The sequence below is a fragment of the Streptomyces sp. NPDC111520 genome, assembly GCF_055635295.1.
This window is the reverse complement of sequence record NZ_JBVKBW010000022.1, coordinates 1-14,248: the sequence shown is the minus strand read 5'-3', so window position 1 is coordinate 14,248 and position 14,248 is coordinate 1. Positions and strand designations below refer to the sequence as shown.

22 protein-coding genes are annotated in these 14,248 nt (G+C 71.5%); 3 read left to right on the top strand and 19 right to left on the bottom strand.

Going from position 1 to position 14,248, the window contains the following annotated elements; translation table 11 throughout:
- Window positions 1-51: 51 nt before the first annotated feature.
- The 13 genes from ACZ7MY_RS35950 to ACZ7MY_RS35890 all read right to left on the bottom strand — a co-directional run bounded on the left by ACZ7MY_RS35950 (window position 52) and on the right by ACZ7MY_RS35890 (window position 8,883).
- The gene (locus ACZ7MY_RS35950; RefSeq protein ID WP_499608599.1) at window positions 52-516 is read right to left on the bottom strand and encodes an XF1762 family protein; all 465 of its coding nucleotides are present in this window, start codon (window positions 514-516) and stop codon (window positions 52-54) included.
- Window positions 509-3,280 carry a phage portal protein gene (locus ACZ7MY_RS35945; protein ID WP_499608597.1) on the bottom strand — a complete coding sequence of 924 codons (2,772 nt, stop codon included), beginning with the start codon at window positions 3,278-3,280 and terminating at the stop codon, window positions 509-511. The genes ACZ7MY_RS35950 and ACZ7MY_RS35945 overlap by 8 nt, the downstream gene beginning before the upstream one ends.
- A complete protein-coding gene (locus ACZ7MY_RS35940; protein ID WP_499608594.1) occupies window positions 3,280-3,495 on the bottom strand; it encodes a hypothetical protein in 216 nt (71 codons plus the stop codon). Before ACZ7MY_RS35940 ends, ACZ7MY_RS35945 begins: the two co-directional genes overlap by 1 nt.
- Before the next feature lie 94 nt (window positions 3,496-3,589).
- Complete coding sequence (locus ACZ7MY_RS35935; RefSeq protein ID WP_499608592.1) at window positions 3,590-3,862, bottom strand: hypothetical protein; 273 nt, start codon at window positions 3,860-3,862, stop codon at window positions 3,590-3,592.
- Window positions 3,863-3,890: 28 nt separating this feature from the next.
- The gene (locus ACZ7MY_RS35930) at window positions 3,891-4,247 is read right to left on the bottom strand and encodes a hypothetical protein (protein ID WP_499608589.1); all 357 of its coding nucleotides are present in this window, start codon (window positions 4,245-4,247) and stop codon (window positions 3,891-3,893) included.
- A 108-nt stretch (window positions 4,248-4,355) separates the two neighbouring features.
- Window positions 4,356-4,880, bottom strand: coding sequence for a hypothetical protein (locus ACZ7MY_RS35925; RefSeq protein WP_499608586.1), 525 nt, complete (start codon window positions 4,878-4,880; stop codon window positions 4,356-4,358).
- A 75-nt stretch (window positions 4,881-4,955) separates the two neighbouring features.
- The gene (gene dcd, locus ACZ7MY_RS35920) at window positions 4,956-5,531 is read right to left on the bottom strand and encodes a dCTP deaminase (RefSeq protein ID WP_499608582.1); all 576 of its coding nucleotides are present in this window, start codon (window positions 5,529-5,531) and stop codon (window positions 4,956-4,958) included.
- Window positions 5,532-5,648: 117 nt separating this feature from the next.
- Entirely contained in the window at window positions 5,649-6,911 is a 1,263-nt protein-coding gene (locus tag ACZ7MY_RS35915; protein ID WP_499608869.1) for a tyrosine-type recombinase/integrase, read from the bottom strand.
- Between the two features lie 2 nt (window positions 6,912-6,913).
- On the bottom strand, window positions 6,914-7,255 hold the full coding sequence (locus ACZ7MY_RS35910; RefSeq protein WP_499608580.1) for a hypothetical protein: 342 nt from the start codon (window positions 7,253-7,255) through the stop codon (window positions 6,914-6,916).
- Window positions 7,252-7,683, bottom strand: a complete 432-nt coding sequence (locus ACZ7MY_RS35905) for a hypothetical protein (RefSeq protein WP_499608577.1) — start codon at window positions 7,681-7,683, stop codon at window positions 7,252-7,254. The genes ACZ7MY_RS35910 and ACZ7MY_RS35905 overlap by 4 nt, the downstream gene beginning before the upstream one ends.
- A gap of 34 nt (window positions 7,684-7,717) precedes the next feature.
- Complete coding sequence (locus ACZ7MY_RS35900; protein WP_499608574.1) at window positions 7,718-8,131, bottom strand: hypothetical protein; 414 nt, start codon at window positions 8,129-8,131, stop codon at window positions 7,718-7,720.
- Entirely contained in the window at window positions 8,128-8,466 is a 339-nt protein-coding gene (locus ACZ7MY_RS35895; protein ID WP_499608572.1) for a hypothetical protein, read from the bottom strand. Before ACZ7MY_RS35895 ends, ACZ7MY_RS35900 begins: the two co-directional genes overlap by 4 nt.
- A gap of 210 nt (window positions 8,467-8,676) precedes the next feature.
- Window positions 8,677-8,883, bottom strand: a complete 207-nt coding sequence (locus tag ACZ7MY_RS35890) for a hypothetical protein (protein ID WP_499608570.1) — start codon at window positions 8,881-8,883, stop codon at window positions 8,677-8,679.
- A gap of 340 nt (window positions 8,884-9,223) precedes the next feature.
- Between ACZ7MY_RS35890 and ACZ7MY_RS35885 the strand changes: the two genes are divergently transcribed.
- On the top strand, window positions 9,224-10,027 hold the full coding sequence (locus ACZ7MY_RS35885) for a hypothetical protein (protein ID WP_499608568.1): 804 nt from the start codon (window positions 9,224-9,226) through the stop codon (window positions 10,025-10,027).
- 68 nt (window positions 10,028-10,095) lie between these two features.
- Here the strand turns inward: ACZ7MY_RS35885 and ACZ7MY_RS35880 are convergent, their stop codons facing one another.
- From ACZ7MY_RS35880 to ACZ7MY_RS35865, 4 genes are read right to left on the bottom strand one after another with little or no spacing between them, the layout of a single operon-like run.
- Complete coding sequence (locus ACZ7MY_RS35880) at window positions 10,096-10,302, bottom strand: hypothetical protein (RefSeq protein ID WP_499608567.1); 207 nt, start codon at window positions 10,300-10,302, stop codon at window positions 10,096-10,098.
- Window positions 10,299-10,778: a DUF4326 domain-containing protein gene (locus ACZ7MY_RS35875; RefSeq protein ID WP_499608565.1), complete on the bottom strand. Its 480-nt coding sequence runs from the start codon at window positions 10,776-10,778 to the stop codon at window positions 10,299-10,301. The genes ACZ7MY_RS35880 and ACZ7MY_RS35875 overlap by 4 nt, the downstream gene beginning before the upstream one ends.
- Window positions 10,775-11,146, bottom strand: coding sequence for a fic family toxin-antitoxin system, toxin component (locus ACZ7MY_RS35870; RefSeq protein ID WP_499608563.1), 372 nt, complete (start codon window positions 11,144-11,146; stop codon window positions 10,775-10,777). Before ACZ7MY_RS35870 ends, ACZ7MY_RS35875 begins: the two co-directional genes overlap by 4 nt.
- Window positions 11,143-11,466: a hypothetical protein gene (locus tag ACZ7MY_RS35865; RefSeq protein ID WP_499608561.1), complete on the bottom strand. Its 324-nt coding sequence runs from the start codon at window positions 11,464-11,466 to the stop codon at window positions 11,143-11,145. Before ACZ7MY_RS35865 ends, ACZ7MY_RS35870 begins: the two co-directional genes overlap by 4 nt.
- A gap of 494 nt (window positions 11,467-11,960) precedes the next feature.
- Between ACZ7MY_RS35865 and ACZ7MY_RS35860 the strand changes: the two genes are divergently transcribed.
- Both ACZ7MY_RS35860 and ACZ7MY_RS35855 read left to right on the top strand, forming a co-directional pair.
- On the top strand, window positions 11,961-12,557 hold the full coding sequence (locus tag ACZ7MY_RS35860; RefSeq protein ID WP_499608560.1) for a hypothetical protein: 597 nt from the start codon (window positions 11,961-11,963) through the stop codon (window positions 12,555-12,557).
- Window positions 12,558-12,559: 2 nt separating this feature from the next.
- Window positions 12,560-13,228 (top strand): helix-turn-helix domain-containing protein, encoded by a 669-nt coding sequence (locus tag ACZ7MY_RS35855; protein ID WP_499608557.1) that lies wholly within the window; start codon window positions 12,560-12,562, stop codon window positions 13,226-13,228.
- A 58-nt stretch (window positions 13,229-13,286) separates the two neighbouring features.
- Here the strand turns inward: ACZ7MY_RS35855 and ACZ7MY_RS35850 are convergent, their stop codons facing one another.
- A complete protein-coding gene (locus ACZ7MY_RS35850) occupies window positions 13,287-13,907 on the bottom strand; it encodes a hypothetical protein (RefSeq protein ID WP_499608555.1) in 621 nt (206 codons plus the stop codon).
- Window positions 13,904-14,122 carry a helix-turn-helix transcriptional regulator gene (locus tag ACZ7MY_RS35845; RefSeq protein WP_499608553.1) on the bottom strand — a complete coding sequence of 73 codons (219 nt, stop codon included), beginning with the start codon at window positions 14,120-14,122 and terminating at the stop codon, window positions 13,904-13,906. Before ACZ7MY_RS35845 ends, ACZ7MY_RS35850 begins: the two co-directional genes overlap by 4 nt.
- Window positions 14,123-14,248 lie beyond the last annotated feature (126 nt).

Below are 14,248 nucleotides of genomic sequence, written 5' to 3'. Positions count from 1 at the left end.
CGGCACATCTAGCGTCGCGCGCTCACCCTCCCCATCCGACTGTGACCTGAGTCACGGCAGGTGGGGGGCTTCCCACAGGGTCCGGGCGATGTTGTCGGCACCCCGGGACTGGCGCGGTCTGCTCGCGCAGTCCCAGCCCCGCCGCGGCGGCCGCTGCGCCAGCACCCGCCAGCCTGCAGCGCGCAGGCTCACCCCGGTCTCGCCCTCCTGCGTGTACGTCACCAGGCGCGTGTAGCCCATGGCTTGCGCGGCCCGCCACGCCGCGCCGTACAGCATGCTGTTCGCGTTGGAGGCGCCGTCGGTGGCCGTGCGGGTGACCTCCAGCGTCTGCCCGTTGTCCAGGTGCCGGGCGACGGGCCGCCCGACCATGGCGACAGCCCGCAGCACCCCGTCGCCGTCGGCGGCCCCGACGGCGAACACCATGCCCGGCGGCGGCTTGTGATGGCGGTGCCAGGCGGCGACGAACGCCGCGGCGTCCCGGAACCGCACCGGGACCAGGTGCAGGCGCTCACCCACCCTTCGGGCCGTTCGTCGGCGGCAGCTTGCCCGCGTCCTTCGTCGGGGCGGTGCCGTCCGGGCGGGCCACCATCGTCAGTCGGTCCGCACGGTGGTTCTCGCGGCCGCCGCCCTCCAGGCGCTCCACGCGGATGCGCTGGTTGGCGAGGGCGCCTACGACCCGCACCAGTCCGCCACCCCACAGCCGGGCGACGCCGCCCGGCTCGATGAAGCGGCCCCGGGAGTCCCGGGGGTGCCGGGCCAGGTTCCACCGGGAACGGCGGGCGCTCTTGCCCTCCAGGCCCGGGCGTCCGCCGTCAACCGGCCAGTAGTACAGGCGGCAGCGGCAGTTGATCGTCAGGTGCAGGGGCGCCAGCGGATCGCCGGGGTACCGCAGCGACGCGCCCTCGATCTCGAAGGGCTGGTCGACGGGCAGCGTCTCGTCGTTCAGTGCCTCGTGGGCGGGCCGTACGCGCTCGTCGCCCATCGTGTGCCAGGTCCGGACGATGCCGGGGACTTCCTCCGCTGCGGCCTGTGCTGCCCCGTTGACGACCGCAGAGGCCACCTGACGGGCCAGCCCTTCGGCCAGCTCGTGCGCGGCCCCTGTGCGGCCGTGTACGACCTCGGCGAGGCCGTCAACGGTGTCGGTGTGGCCCTGAGCTGCCATCACGTCGTCCGCCAGGGCGTTGAGGAACGTCCGGACGGCTTCGGCGACGGCGGCGAGCGCCGCCATGACGGCTGCTGCTGGCCCCCCTCGGCCGCGCAGCGCCTTGCCCTCGATGGCGGCCGCGTCCGACAGGGCCCGGGTCGCGTCCTCGTACGCGCGCTCTGCGGCCGCCGTCACCAGCGGCGACAGGGTCGCGGTCGCTTCGGTGGCCCACCGTTCGGGGGAGATCGCCCGGTGCGCGTCCAGCGGCCCGTCACCGCCGCGTGTGTCCTCGGGGAGGGACTTGTCCGGTTGCCAGTACCGGGTGCCCTTGCGGGCCTTGGGGGAGCGCAGCCGGGCGATGGTGATGTCTGTCTGTCGGGCGAGGATCGCGTCCAGGGCGCCGGCCGCCGCGGTGGTGAGCCGTTCGACGGCTGCCTCATCGGGGGTCCAGCCGGGATCGCGCCGCGCGGACTTGGTCTCTCGGGCCGCACCGACGGCGGCGGCGGCCGCGCCTGGCGCGGTGGGCTGCTGGGAGGCGCGCGCCGCGGTGACGGCGGCCGCGGCGGCCCCCGGGGCCTGCGAGGCGCCGCCTGCAGCACGGGCCGCATCGACGGCTGCGGCGGCCGCGCCCGGGGCGGTGGGCTGCTGGGTGGCGCGGGCTGCTGCCACGGCCTGCGCGGCCGCACCTCCCGCGTCTCCGCCGTCCCCGCGGGCTTGGGCAACGGCCTGGGCGGCCGCGCCGCCGCCGTCCTGCCCGCCTTCGGGCGCATCGGCCGGGGGAAGTCCGCCCGGGCCGGCACCCGGCGCACCGGGGGGAGCGCCGGGGGCGCCGCCGACACCGAGGGCAACCGCGTCCTCGGGCCGCGTCGGCACGGGCGCTTTCTGCGGGTTGAGCCAAAGGGCACGGGTCTGCGGGTTGTCGATCGGGTCACGACCGGCAGCCGCCCGGTACTCGTCCACGCTGATCAGTCCGGCCTGCCACTCCTCGCGGAGCACCTGCAGGCGGTGACGTTGGGGGAGCTCCAGGGCTTCGACGCCGCTGGTGTCCAGGTACGGGCGCCACCCGTCGTCGTCGGCGACGTCGGGCCAGAACGCGGAGGCGATCAGGTCGTTGTGGGACGACATGGTGATCGTCCAGAACGTGTACTCGTCCTGCTCGGCGTTGTCGTAGGTCCGGCCCGAGGTGTTGCCGAACATCGACTCGGGCGTGCCGAACGCGGCCAGGATCTCGTCCTTGGAGATCTTCGACAGTTGCTCGTAGGCCATGTCACGGGGCCGGGTGGCGACGTCGATGTAGCTCATGCCGCCGGGGCCCATGCCGATCACGGCGAGCTCTCCGGCCCGTTCGACGCCCGGCGCGAACCGTTCCTCGATCCGGTCGAGCTGACGGCCTGACGCGCCCTTGAGGTCGACGCCAAGCACACCGCCGGGCCGGGCGTCGTTCCGCAAGAAGCTGACGTTGTAGAGCCGCGCCAGGTGGTCCAGGTCCACCGATATCCCGGCGGCCTCCAGCGGCGTCGTCCCCGAGAACGGATCCGTGGGGTGGGGCTCTCGCACCCATCGCACCCGCTCCGGGTCCAGCTCCCGGGTGCGCCCGTCGCGCTCGAACAGCTCGAAGTGGCTGATGTACTCCCCGCGGGGGTCGGGAATGGGCATCACCCGGTCCGGCGGCAGCAGATCCAGGCGGGTCATCGTGCCCCGCCGCGAGCGGGTCACCTCGATGAACGCGCCGCGCTTGCTGAGGAGCACCTGCGCCGACAGGCGCTTGCGGAACACGCGCCCGCTCTCCAGCGGGTTGGCCTGCCCGTTCAGCAGCCGGTACAGCGGATGCTCGTCCATGGTCTCGTCGATCTCACCGGGGTTGTCCCCGCGGCCGACCATGAACGGCAGGCGGGAGGAGTGCCCGGCGATCGTCTCGACGGCCTTGAAAACCCACACGCCGCGCTCGTAGCCGTCGGCGATGACCTTCTCCAGGTCCCAGCCGTCCGCGCGGCCCTCGGTGCCGTACATGCGCGACACGCCAGCGGGCACAGTCCAGCCGCCGGACCACCCCTTGGTCTCCTGCATGGCCGGCGCGACGGCGCGGCGGCGGGCCAGGGCCCGCATCGCGGGCAGCAGGGTCCGGCGGCGGGCCATCAGCCGGCGCTGCTATCGCCGAGGGACAGGATCAGTCCGAGGCTGATGAGCGCGGCGGCGACAACGGCCGCGCCGAGCAGCGGATCGACGGCGAACGCCACGACGGTGAGGCCTACTGAGCCGAGGACGACCAGGACCAGGCCGACGATCTCCCTGACGGGCAGCGGCGGCGTTGTCGGCGGGGGCGCGTCGGTGGCGGAAGGGATGTGAGTCACGGCGCGCAAGCTAGGAAGGCGTCGCGCCTAGTGTCGCGGCGTCACCCGCGCCGGGGTGCCGGCCACTCACGGACCGGCCCCCGGCGGACTGCGCTCAGTGGCGGCAGGTCGGATCCTGGGGCACGACCGAGATGGCCGTGTACGCACCGTCGCCGTGGAACGACTGGTAGATGCGGTTGCCGTGGTCGCACTTCGTGCAGGAGTTGGAGAAACCGTCGGGCATGGCGATGACCTCGCAGGGCTCCCGGTTGATCGTGCCAGCGCGCGGAGCGTCGTTGTACGGCTCCATCATCTTGGCGCAGCCCGCCAGGCCCAGTGCCAGGGTGGCGGCGGACGCGGCGGCGACTATGCGGGTACGGCGGTTCACGGGGTGGTGCCCTTCTGCAGGTGAGTGGTCAGACGGTGCCCGCGACGTACGCCTCGATGCCGCGTCGCGTGTAGGTGTGGCCCGGGATGACCCGGGCGCCCTTCGGAGGCTGGGGCGGAGGCAGGCGCTTCGCGCGGACCCGCTGGTCTCCGCCGATGAGGTGCCGGTTGTCGATGAGTGCAGAGCACTCCTGGTCTGCCACGTCCTCGAAGGGGCGTTTGCAGGCCTTGCAGTACACCTCCAGGGCGTTGACGCGCTGTCCGCCCTCCTTGATCACGAACGATCCTCGGAAGTCGGCGTAGCGGGCAATGTTGGTCTCCACGGGCAGCTCGGCCGCGACGACCCACGCATGGTCGGCCGCCTTCTTCGCCGGGGGAGTAGGCACAGGCGTCGGTTCCTTCCGCCGGACGGATTCGGATACACAGCCCCTGCGCTAAGCGCAACCCCCACCCATGGGAACGATCAGCGGCGCCAGAGTGTGACAACAGCGGCTCTACCGGGGCGACAGCCCCAGACGGTGGCGCAGATCGTCGGCGTCCACGACGCGCGGCCCGTCCTCGTGCAGCTGCATGGTGGGGGCGGCGGCGACGCGGTCGAGTAGCGCGCATGCCCGGTCAAGGCGGGCTTCCGCCTCGATCGCCACGGCCTTCTCGTGCTCCGCCACGCGGGCCATGTCGGCCAGGCCCGACCGCAGTTCCCGCACCCGGCCGCGGAGGCGCTGCAGCGCCGCGTCCCGCTCGTCGGTGCCGTTCAGGGCGCGCAGCAGCTCGGTGCGTGCGGCCCGCCCGTCCTGCGGCCCCGACTCGTGCCACCGCTCCAGGAGGTCAGCCACTCGGCCGATGGTGTCGTTGGCGCGCATCGCCTCCACCTGGGAGGCGCGCCACACCTCCACGGGCACGGCCGGTTCGGCGGCGAGCTGGGCGCATCGGGCCTCGGCGGCGATCCAGCGCTCGCGCATGCGGCGGGCGCGGGCACGGGCGGAATGCCACGCGGTCAGGGATCGGGTGGCTCGGTCCACCGGAACCTCCTCGCGGGTTCGGGGACCAGGCGGCCCCGCCCGGTGTGCTACCGGGACGGGGCCGTTTGCGTCGCGTCAGACCTGCGTGCGGTGGAAGTGCAGAGACGACCGTGACGGGGTCGGGCCGCGCTGCCCCTGGTACCGGGAGCCGTACCGCTGCGAGCCGTAGGGGAATTCGGCCGGCGAGCTCAGCCGGAACAGGCAGAGCTGCCCGATCTTCATGCCGGGCCACAGCTTGATGGGGAGCGTGGCCACGTTCGACAGCTCCAGCGTCACGTGTCCGGAGAACCCGGGGTCGATGAAGCCTGCGGTGGAGTGCGTGACGAGTCCCAGCCGACCGAGGCTCGACTTCCCCTCCAGGCGGGAGGCGATGTCGTCGGGGAGTGTGATGACCTCGTACGTGGAGGCCAGTACGAACTCCCCGGGGTGGAGGATGAAGGGCCCGTCGCCCTCCGGCTGCACTTCCCTGGTGAGGTCCGGCTGCTCGATCGCGGGGTCGATGTGCGGGTACCGGTGGTTCTCGAACACCCGGAAGAAGCGGTCGAGCCGTACGTCGATGCTCGACGGCTGCACCATCGACGCGTCGAACGGGTCGATCCGCACCCGCCCGCCGTCGATCTCGGTCCTGATGTCCCTGTCGGATAGAAGCACGGGGGAAGGCTCTCATGTATAACTGGCCCCCGCGCCCGCTGGCAGATCGCCTGCGGCGGGCGCGGGGGCCGGCCCTTCGGGCCGTACGCCCCAGCAGCGAAATACTGGGGCTGCCAGTCACCTTCGGCGCATGCGCCGCCGGGCAGCACGGTCGGCCCGGCCCTCCACCTTCACCACGGGGCCGGCGGGCTCCGCGACCTGGTCGACGGCTGCCGCCCCGACCACCTTCACCGCGTCGAACGGGTCCTTCTCCGCGTCGATCACGGGCCGGACATAGGTGATCTCGGCGACGGATGACTTGTCCGCCCACCGGCCCTGTCGGTTGAGCACCTTGCCCCGGACCCCGGCGGCCGCCAGGTCGGTGGCCGCTCCCGCGCGCAAGCCCTGAGCCGTCACCGGCCGCCCGTCGGTCTCGAGTCCAGCCTGCTCGAACCGCTTCTTCACGATGCCGTCGCACGCGGACCCGGTCAGGTGATCGCCCCGCTTGGTCGCGTGGGCGCGCCCGGCGAGCGCGCCCTTCTTGGTCAGCGCCCGCAGCAGCGGACCCGAGGTGACGCCCTGCTCGGCGAGGTACGCCAGCCACGCCCGCATGCGCTCGACCTGCTGCAGGTCGGCGCGGTTCTTCTGGGTGAGGGTCTGTTCCTCGGTCTGGTGCGTCTTGTCCTTGGCCAGCTTCACGACGATCCGGTCATCAGTGATCACCAGATCCTCGATCAGCAGCTCGGCGGGCTCGGTGCGGCGCGCCACGAACCGGTAGGCGAACGCCAGGTAGGCGGCGTCACGCATGCCGATGGGGGTGGACTCGTCGCACACGTCGATCATCGCCAGCACGAACGGCAGCGTCAGCGGGAACGCCTCCCGCTTCCGGTTCGCCCGCGGGTTCTTCGCCGTCCAGCCCTTGATGTTCTCGTTGAACATCGTGCGGTCCGGGCGCTTCCCGGGCGGCTGCCACATGCGGATGTGCGACATGTAGGCGCGGATCGACGCGGCCTTCATACTGCGCGTGCCGTCCTTGCGGTTGACCCGGGTCATCAGGTGAGTGCCGTACTCGGTGAACGTCGCCGTAGTGCACGGCCGGGCGACGCGGCCGTGCACAGCGCACCAGGCCTCGAACTCCCTCACCGCGGTGGTGCGCATCCGGCGGGTGTTCTCCGCCTTGGCCTCAGCGTGCAGGTCCATCGTGGCCTGCGAGACCCGGAAGTCCTCTTCCGAGTACCGCGGGCCCTGCCCGGCCACGGGCAGATCCTCGCCCGGGCCGACGATCGTGTGCTGATCGACGTCGTAGCGCGGCGCAGGCAGGCTCTCCCGGACGGCGGGAAGCCCCTCGGGCTCCTCGTCGTCCAGGAGCTCCGCGACGACGACCTCTCCCTCTTCCTCCATGCTCACGCGTTCTCCCTGGAGCCGTACATGGAGCGGATCAGTTCCTCCAGAGACGGCAGGTCCAGGAGGCATCCGCAGGGCTGGAAGTGCAGGTGGGCGCCCGTCTTCGGCGGGCACGGCTGGAACGGGCAAAACCCGGTGTGGCCGGACAGCTTGCCGGACACGGGCACGTCGCCACACACCGGGCACGGCGGCACGGCGGCAGGGTTGGGGAGCCGCGCCGAGGACAGCACCGACCAGTCGATGCCGCCGTTCGCCGCCTCCGCGGCCCGCTGGAACGCGTCGAACCACGCCTTCGCCGCGCCCGGCAGGGCCGGTATGCGCTGCCCGTACTGGTCACTCACTCGTGCGAGTCCCGGCTTACGTACGTCGGCGAGGAGAGGTCCGTGTCCAGGTCCAGGAACCACATGGTGACGGCGTGCTCGAACTTGGTGCGGGCGTCGCGGTGCTGCTCCTTGAGGTTGCCGAGGTACGCGGCGGCGGCCCCGCTGTGCCCGTCGGCGCCGCTCGACAACCTGCCCTGCAGGACGGTGATCGCCCCGTACCAGGCGCTGAGGAGCTCGGTGGAGAACAAGAGCAGCATCTTGCGGGTTTCGTGCTCGCCGTTCTCCGCCGCGAAGCCGCGGATCTCGTCGGCGTTGAAGCCCTCGAAGGCGATGTTGGGGAGGTCGCCGATGAAGTCGTGGTAGCCGTCGATCGCCTTCCGCTCGGCCGGGGTGAACGGGGCGTCGGTCTCGTACTGGGCCAGGTCGTGGATGCCGGTGTCAGCCATGGTTCTCCTTTGGTGGCGCTACGGGTGGGGTGGGTCAGCCGAGGTACGAACACAGGTGCAGGCTCGGCCGCTCCTGCAGGGGGGTGATGCCGAGGGCGTCGAGAGCGGCCTGCAGCTTGGCGTCCCAGTCGCCCGCCTGCGAGGCCTCCACCAGTTCCGCTATGTCAATTCCCTGGGTGTGGCCTTGGGCCACGCGGAAGGACTTCGCGGCCAGGAAGTACATCGGGTAGGCGTGGGAGCAGTACGCGACGACCTCCACGCCGACGCCCGCCGCCCGCAGCCGGTCCATGGCCGCGGACTCGAAATCGTCGTCCACGTCGGGGTCGTACCAGGGGGCGGCCGGGGTCAGCTCGCCGAACTCGCCGGCGCCCTGCACCTGCCAGCCGTTGTCGTCGCCGCCGAGGACGTAGCCGTACGCCAGCAGGCCGGATGCCGAGAGGCCGCTCATGCCGTCTTCTCCTTGAGGTGGTCGGGGTGCTGGGGGTGGTCGGCCCATTGGGCGCCCATCTGGCGGAACCAGGCGAGTTTCTTGCGCGCGCGGTGGGGCTGGTCGTCGGCCAGTGCGGCCTCCCCGTAGCCGAACGCGTACGCGGCCTTCACGCGCAGGGGTGTGGTGATCGTGCGGCATTCCAGGCCTGCGCGGGAGTGGATCGCGTCGGCCATGGCCTCGCGCTCGTCCAGCCGGGCGGAGACGAACGCGAACCACTGGTTGAACAGGGCGCGGCTCATCTCCGGCGGGGCCACAGGGCCGTCTTCGGAGGGGTGTTCGGGATCTTCTGACACCCCCTTAGAATAGCCTGTGATTCTCCAAATTATCACCGGTAAGGCTCCCCTAACCATGCGTTCGGGGGTGTCCGGCCGGATGTTCGATCCCGGTTCGGCGGACTGCCGGCGAGGTCGGCGAAGACGCGCACGGGTGCCGGGGCAGGCGCCGGGTAACAGGGTGGCCCCCCTCTCGAGTGAGAGGGGGGCCACCCTGTGCTCGTGTGTGGATCAGGCGCCGAAGAACCGGTTCCCGGCTTCGACCAACGGGATGGCCACGCACGCATGGACCGCGCCGCCGAGGGCCGCGAGGGTCACCTCACGGCGATTGTTCCTGACCGCGCGGGCCACGGCTTCCAAGGCAGTCCTCACGAACTTGACGACATCCTTGATGCCCTTGGCGCAGGCTTTGCTGCAGGCACTACTATTGAAGCGCATTGTGGGTTTTCCATTCTCGAGTTGGTTCCTACGGTGCGCCAGAGGAGGGCAACGACCCCCAGCCAGGTTTTCCAGGCCACAGGCTGGATCACGGGTCGTGCTCTCCTCTTCGGCGTTCTTAAGCTTACGGCTTCCGCGGCCGCGTGTTGCAATTGCGCGTAGTGCTGCGAGGGGGTAACAGCCGCCCCATGTATGAGAAGTTGTAAGGCTCACGGAATGAACCGGTCAGGAAACAGCCGACACTTGCAGTGATCGAGCAATCAGGGTCGGCCAGCTTCCACCCCGCAAAAAATCTTGGAAACTACGCGCACCTATGCGCATAGACGTAGCGGAGGTCCCGATGCCCGCACCGTTCCGCCGCCCCGCGGCCCCTCCCCTCCCCGAGGCTCACCGCGCGGCCCTGCGCACCATCCGCGATCACGCCGTCAGTCACGCGAGCGTCCCCGGCTCCCCGGGCCGCACCCACTACCGCTACGCCGCACCGGAGCCCGGGCAGTGGCTCACCCTGGCCAAGCTCGACGTCCTGGCGCTACTCCGCGCCGAGCTCGTACGCCACGGCGGCCGCACCCACGACCGGGGACAGTGGACGGAGCTCGTCGGGCTGACCCTCGCCGGGGAGCGTGAGCTGCGGCGCAGCACCAAGGCCGTGGCCGCGAAACGCACTTCGGGCACGGCCAGGCCCCGCAAGGCGAAGGCGCCCCGCCCGGTCGCGGCCGCCGGCCCCGCCCCGGATGTGGACCTGGACGACCTGGTTGCCGAGTTGGCCGGCGCGGGCCGCTCGTGGGTGATGGCCGTCCCGCCGCTGCCTCTGCTCAGCTCCAACATGCGCCTGCACTGGGCGCCCGAGGCCGACCGGATAGGCGAGCTCCGCAAGACGGGGAAGGTGCTCGCCCGTAAGCACCGGCTGCCGACGCTGGCCCGGGCCCACCTGCACTACGTCGTGCACCCGGGCCCGCGTACCCGGGACTTCGACCCGGGGAACTGGGCGCCCTCGGCGAAGGCGCTCCTTGACGGCCTGGTCGACGGCGGGGCCCTGCCGGACGACAACGCCCGGATCCTGACAGGGCCGGACCCTCGCCCAGGTGCCAGGTCTGCAACCCCCGGGGGAAGGCTGACACTCGTCCTGACAGAACTGGTCGCGTGAGCCGGTTATACCCGGGAAAGTCTGGAGGGCCCGTCACCGGGGAGGTGGCGGGCCCTCGGGCTGTCCGGTCACTTCCCGGTGAGGATCCCGGCGAGCTGCCCGCGGAGCTCGCTGCGGGCGCGCTCCGTGGCGATGTGCTGCGGGATGTCGGCGGGCACCGGCTCCACGGAAACGACGCCCCGCAGGAGACCGATGGCGGCCCGGAGCTGCTCGGCGTCGTCGGCCCGGAGGTCTCCGGCGAGGGTGACGACGTAGCCGGCGTGGCGGTCGGTCATGCGGCTGCCTTCTCCTCGTCGCTGTACATCGGGGCTTCGCTCCAGGAGGCCCGGCCCCGGTCGACCCGGAGGCGAACCCTCGCGGCCCACGCGTCGTACTCGGCGGGCGGCATGCTGGCCAGCCGCAGCAGTTCGTCGGCGTGGCACGCCTGATCCGGTCGGCACGTGCAAGCGACGTCCTTGCCGCGCAGCTCCGGCACGCTGACAAGGATCCGCTCGCGCCGCTGGTCGGCCTCGTCGGTCGGGGCGTTGGTTCGGTCCCCGGCCAGCCACATGCGGAAGTTGGCGGCCGCCGCGGCGTGCGGGTCGACGTATCGCATCTCCCGCATCACCGCGATGGTGCACGCGTTGCCGTACCGGCTGGGCTGGCTGACGATGACGGCGCCGTTCGGGTTGGTGGTGGCATCCGCCAGCCGCCAGCCCTTCGTGCGGCCGCGCTGGATCCGGGCGGGTGCCCCCAGGGTCGTCGCCGTCACCGAACGGTCCAGCCGCGAAGCGCCAGAGCGATCTCCTTCACGGTGACCCGGCCGGCTGCCGTGTCGCGGACGAGGACGGCGGCCTCCTTGGGCGGGTAGTTCAGGCTGCGGTCCTGCAGGGTCAGGAACCCGATAGTGCTGACCCATGCGAACTGCAGGTTCGAGTGCTCCAGGCAGGGAATCCGCGCGAGCTCGTGCATGAGCGCGGCCGCCTTGAGGTGGTCAGAGCCGTAGCAGTCGCGCCCCATGGCGCTGGAGTGGACGCGGGCGACCGCGGCGTAGAGCACGCCCAGTTCGTGCACCTGCGGGTCGCCGTCGATCTGCTCGGCGACGTGCAGCAGGAACGGCACGTCGATGGTTTGGGTCACGCGGCGTTCCCGTGGCCAGCCTCAGCGCGGTCCAGCTCGGCAAGGCGCTGCTCCGCGGCCCGCGCGGCGGCGTGCCGTTCGGTGTCGGGCACGTTGTCGCCGAGCTCGGCGAAGGCTTCGCGGGTGTACTCCATGGCTTCGCGGGCCGCCTCGAGGAACACCCGCTCGACGGCCGTGGCGCGCTCGTAGGCTGCCGACAGCACGTACTCCTGCATGCTCATGTCGGCGGCCTTGGCGGCTGCGGCGATGGCGTCGTACTGCTCCGCGTTGGGGAACCGGAGGCTCATGGCCTTCTTCTCGGTCTTCTCAGATGCTGGCATGGTGGCAACGGTACCACTGGTGTCATCCGTTTGGGGAGGGAATCCGGCGGGCCGGCTTGCCGGTCCCGTTTCACGCCCCGCCGCCGCCGGGCCGCACCCGTCCGCCGGCACCCGCCGCCCAGGTGTTGTTGATGTTCGTCTAGTTGAAGTTCTTCTAGTTACTAGGTGTTGCGCTAGAGCGTCAGTCGGACTTGCGCTCTAGCGCAAGTCGCATGTTGCGCTCTAGCGCAAGTCGAATCGCGTGTTGCGCTCTAGCGCAAGTCGCCTTCATCCCTGGCGGCAAAACCGCAGGTCACAGGGCTTTCGTCGCTTTGTGCTCACCAAATTCCCTGTCTTGTGTCACACCTGGCGGGCCTCCGACGTTCCCCCTCATTGCAAGGCACCACCACCCAGCCGCACGGAGGCCCCTGGTGCGAGACACCGAGCCGAATACGCAGACATTCGGCACCCGCCGAACCCCTGCCAGTCCCGCTGTCGGGCAGGCTCGGCAGATCGTGGAAGAGGCCCTGCTGCCGCTGTACCTCTCCGACTCCGTACGCATGGAGCTGGCCCGCAACATCGCCGAAGCCCTGGTCCACCCGGCCGAGGACGAGATCCGCGCCCTCCGCGCCGAGCTTGCCGAGGCGAAGCGGAACCATGCGGCCGAGCTGGAGGAGCTGCAGCGCAGCACTGCTGGCCAGACGGACCTGATGCACCGCGCGCGGGCCGTCCTGGAGCGGGTTGCCGCCCACATCCGGCTGGACTCCCGCGAGTGGGACGCCAACCGCAACGACGCCTGGCTGTACGGGGCGCTGGTGGGCTGGAGCGAGGACGGCAGGCCCGTCGGCATGGACGACGACCCGATGATGCTCGAGACCGTAGGGGCCCGGCACCGCTGGTCCCTCGCCCGCATGCAGAACCTGCGCTTCTGCGCGGCCGTGGTCCGCCAGATCCGGGGCGACATCGACCCGCCCGCCGTCCCGGCCCGCCAGGCCGCGCCCACCCCTCCCGCTCCCGGCTTGCCGGATGGCCTGACCGCCGTCCTCGAAGCCACCCACGTGCACCCCGGACCCGTCCGTATGCCCGCCTTCTCCTTCGCCAAGGGATTCTGAAAATGACCACCGTTCCGGCTGACGCCTCCCACATCACCGACGCCGAGCTCGACGCGCTGTTCTCCACCGTCGGCCGCCTCACCGCCCGCATCAACCAGCTGGAGTCCGCGACCGGGCAGAGCGCCGACCCGGCCGCCGTCAAGGAGGTGCTGGACCGGATCGTCCCGCCGAACGCGAGCACGACCGTGGTCTGCATCTGCGGGAAGTCCTTCGACGGGCAGGGCAAGGGCCGGCCGCGCCTCTACTGCTCCCCGTCGTGCAGGCGCAAGGCGTACCGGACGCGTCAGGGCGAGGTGCGGGAGCTGCGGGTGGTCGAGTCGGAGCCGGAGGCCGTCGCGGAGCCCGAGGTCACCCCGGAGCCGGAGGCCGTGCCCGAGGTGGAGGTCAAGGTGGAAGTGAAGGCGAAGCCGGAGACGGCCGCCCAGGCCCGTGGGCGCAAGCCGCGCGGCCCGGAGTGGCTGACCGTCGAGCAGGCCGCGGTCGCCTGCGACACGAGCGTCGCCAACATGTACCGGTGGATCGCCGAGGGCACCGGCCCGAAGGTCGAGAAGGTCGGCACGTCCAACCGTGGCATGCGCGTCCACATCAAGGATCTCGCCCGGTGGCGCAAGACCCGCATCTTCCCCAAGCCGCGCAAGCGCCGCCAGGTCGACGCGGTCGACGCGGCCTGACCCACTCGACCCACACCATCCGAACCGGCCCCCACGGGGGCCGGTTCTTTGCTTCCCGTCACGCCCTGGCCGCCGCCCCCTTCCGGGCCCACGTCGGGAGCGCCTGGCCGTGCTTGGGCCTGGCCGCGACACCCCACGCCGCCAGGTCGCGGGAGCGCCACAGGAAGCTGGAGTTCTCCCGCCACTGGCCTGCGCTCACCGCGTCCAGGTGCAGCATGACCTCGCCGCCGTCGTACCCCCACGCCTGCCAACCGGACAGGCCACCGCGCTGGTTGACGTACCGGGCGACCTGGCCCCGGGTGCGCTCGCCGTGCCGCACGAGCCACAGCCGGCGCTCCTCGTCTCCGTCGCGCTGCACCAGCGACCACCCGTCGCCGAGCCGCGCGGACATGTCCACGGTGCGCACCGCCGGACGGGCAAGGTCGCGCTGGTACTTCGCCGTGCGGACGGCGGCCGCGGCCGCGCACTGCGCACACCGCAGGGCCAGCGCCGACCGGACCCGGGCGCGCCCGTTCCACTCGCCGCCCACGATCTGCCAGCCCTGCGCCTCCATGTGCGCGCGCAGCTCCGCGCCGAGCGCTTCGGACTCCAGGCGCGGCTCCTGGCCGTCCGGGCCCGTCGCCCTGGTCCCGCACAGCGGGCACCGCGGCACGTAGTAGGTCACTCGGTCGAAGCTCACGTCGGCCCCTGGTCGCGGCTCGGCTTCGGGCCGCCGCCCTTCCCCTGGGCCTTGGGGTGCGTGTCGAAGTAGGCGTCGATGGCGTCGGCTGGCCAGCGGGGCCGGGTGCTGCCGGGCACCAACACCGCTTCGGGGAAGTCCGGGTCGTTGGTGATCCGGTCGTGGACCCCTTGGCGGCTCCAGCCGCGCCGTTCGGCGATCTGCGGGACCGTCAACAAAGCGACCTCCTCATCGGGTTGGCGTCGCATTTCCATGCCACCACCATCCCCCAATCCTCTTGACCGCGTCCAGAGGATCGCCGTAGGTTGGTCCCACCACAAACGAAAAAGACCCCGGCGCGG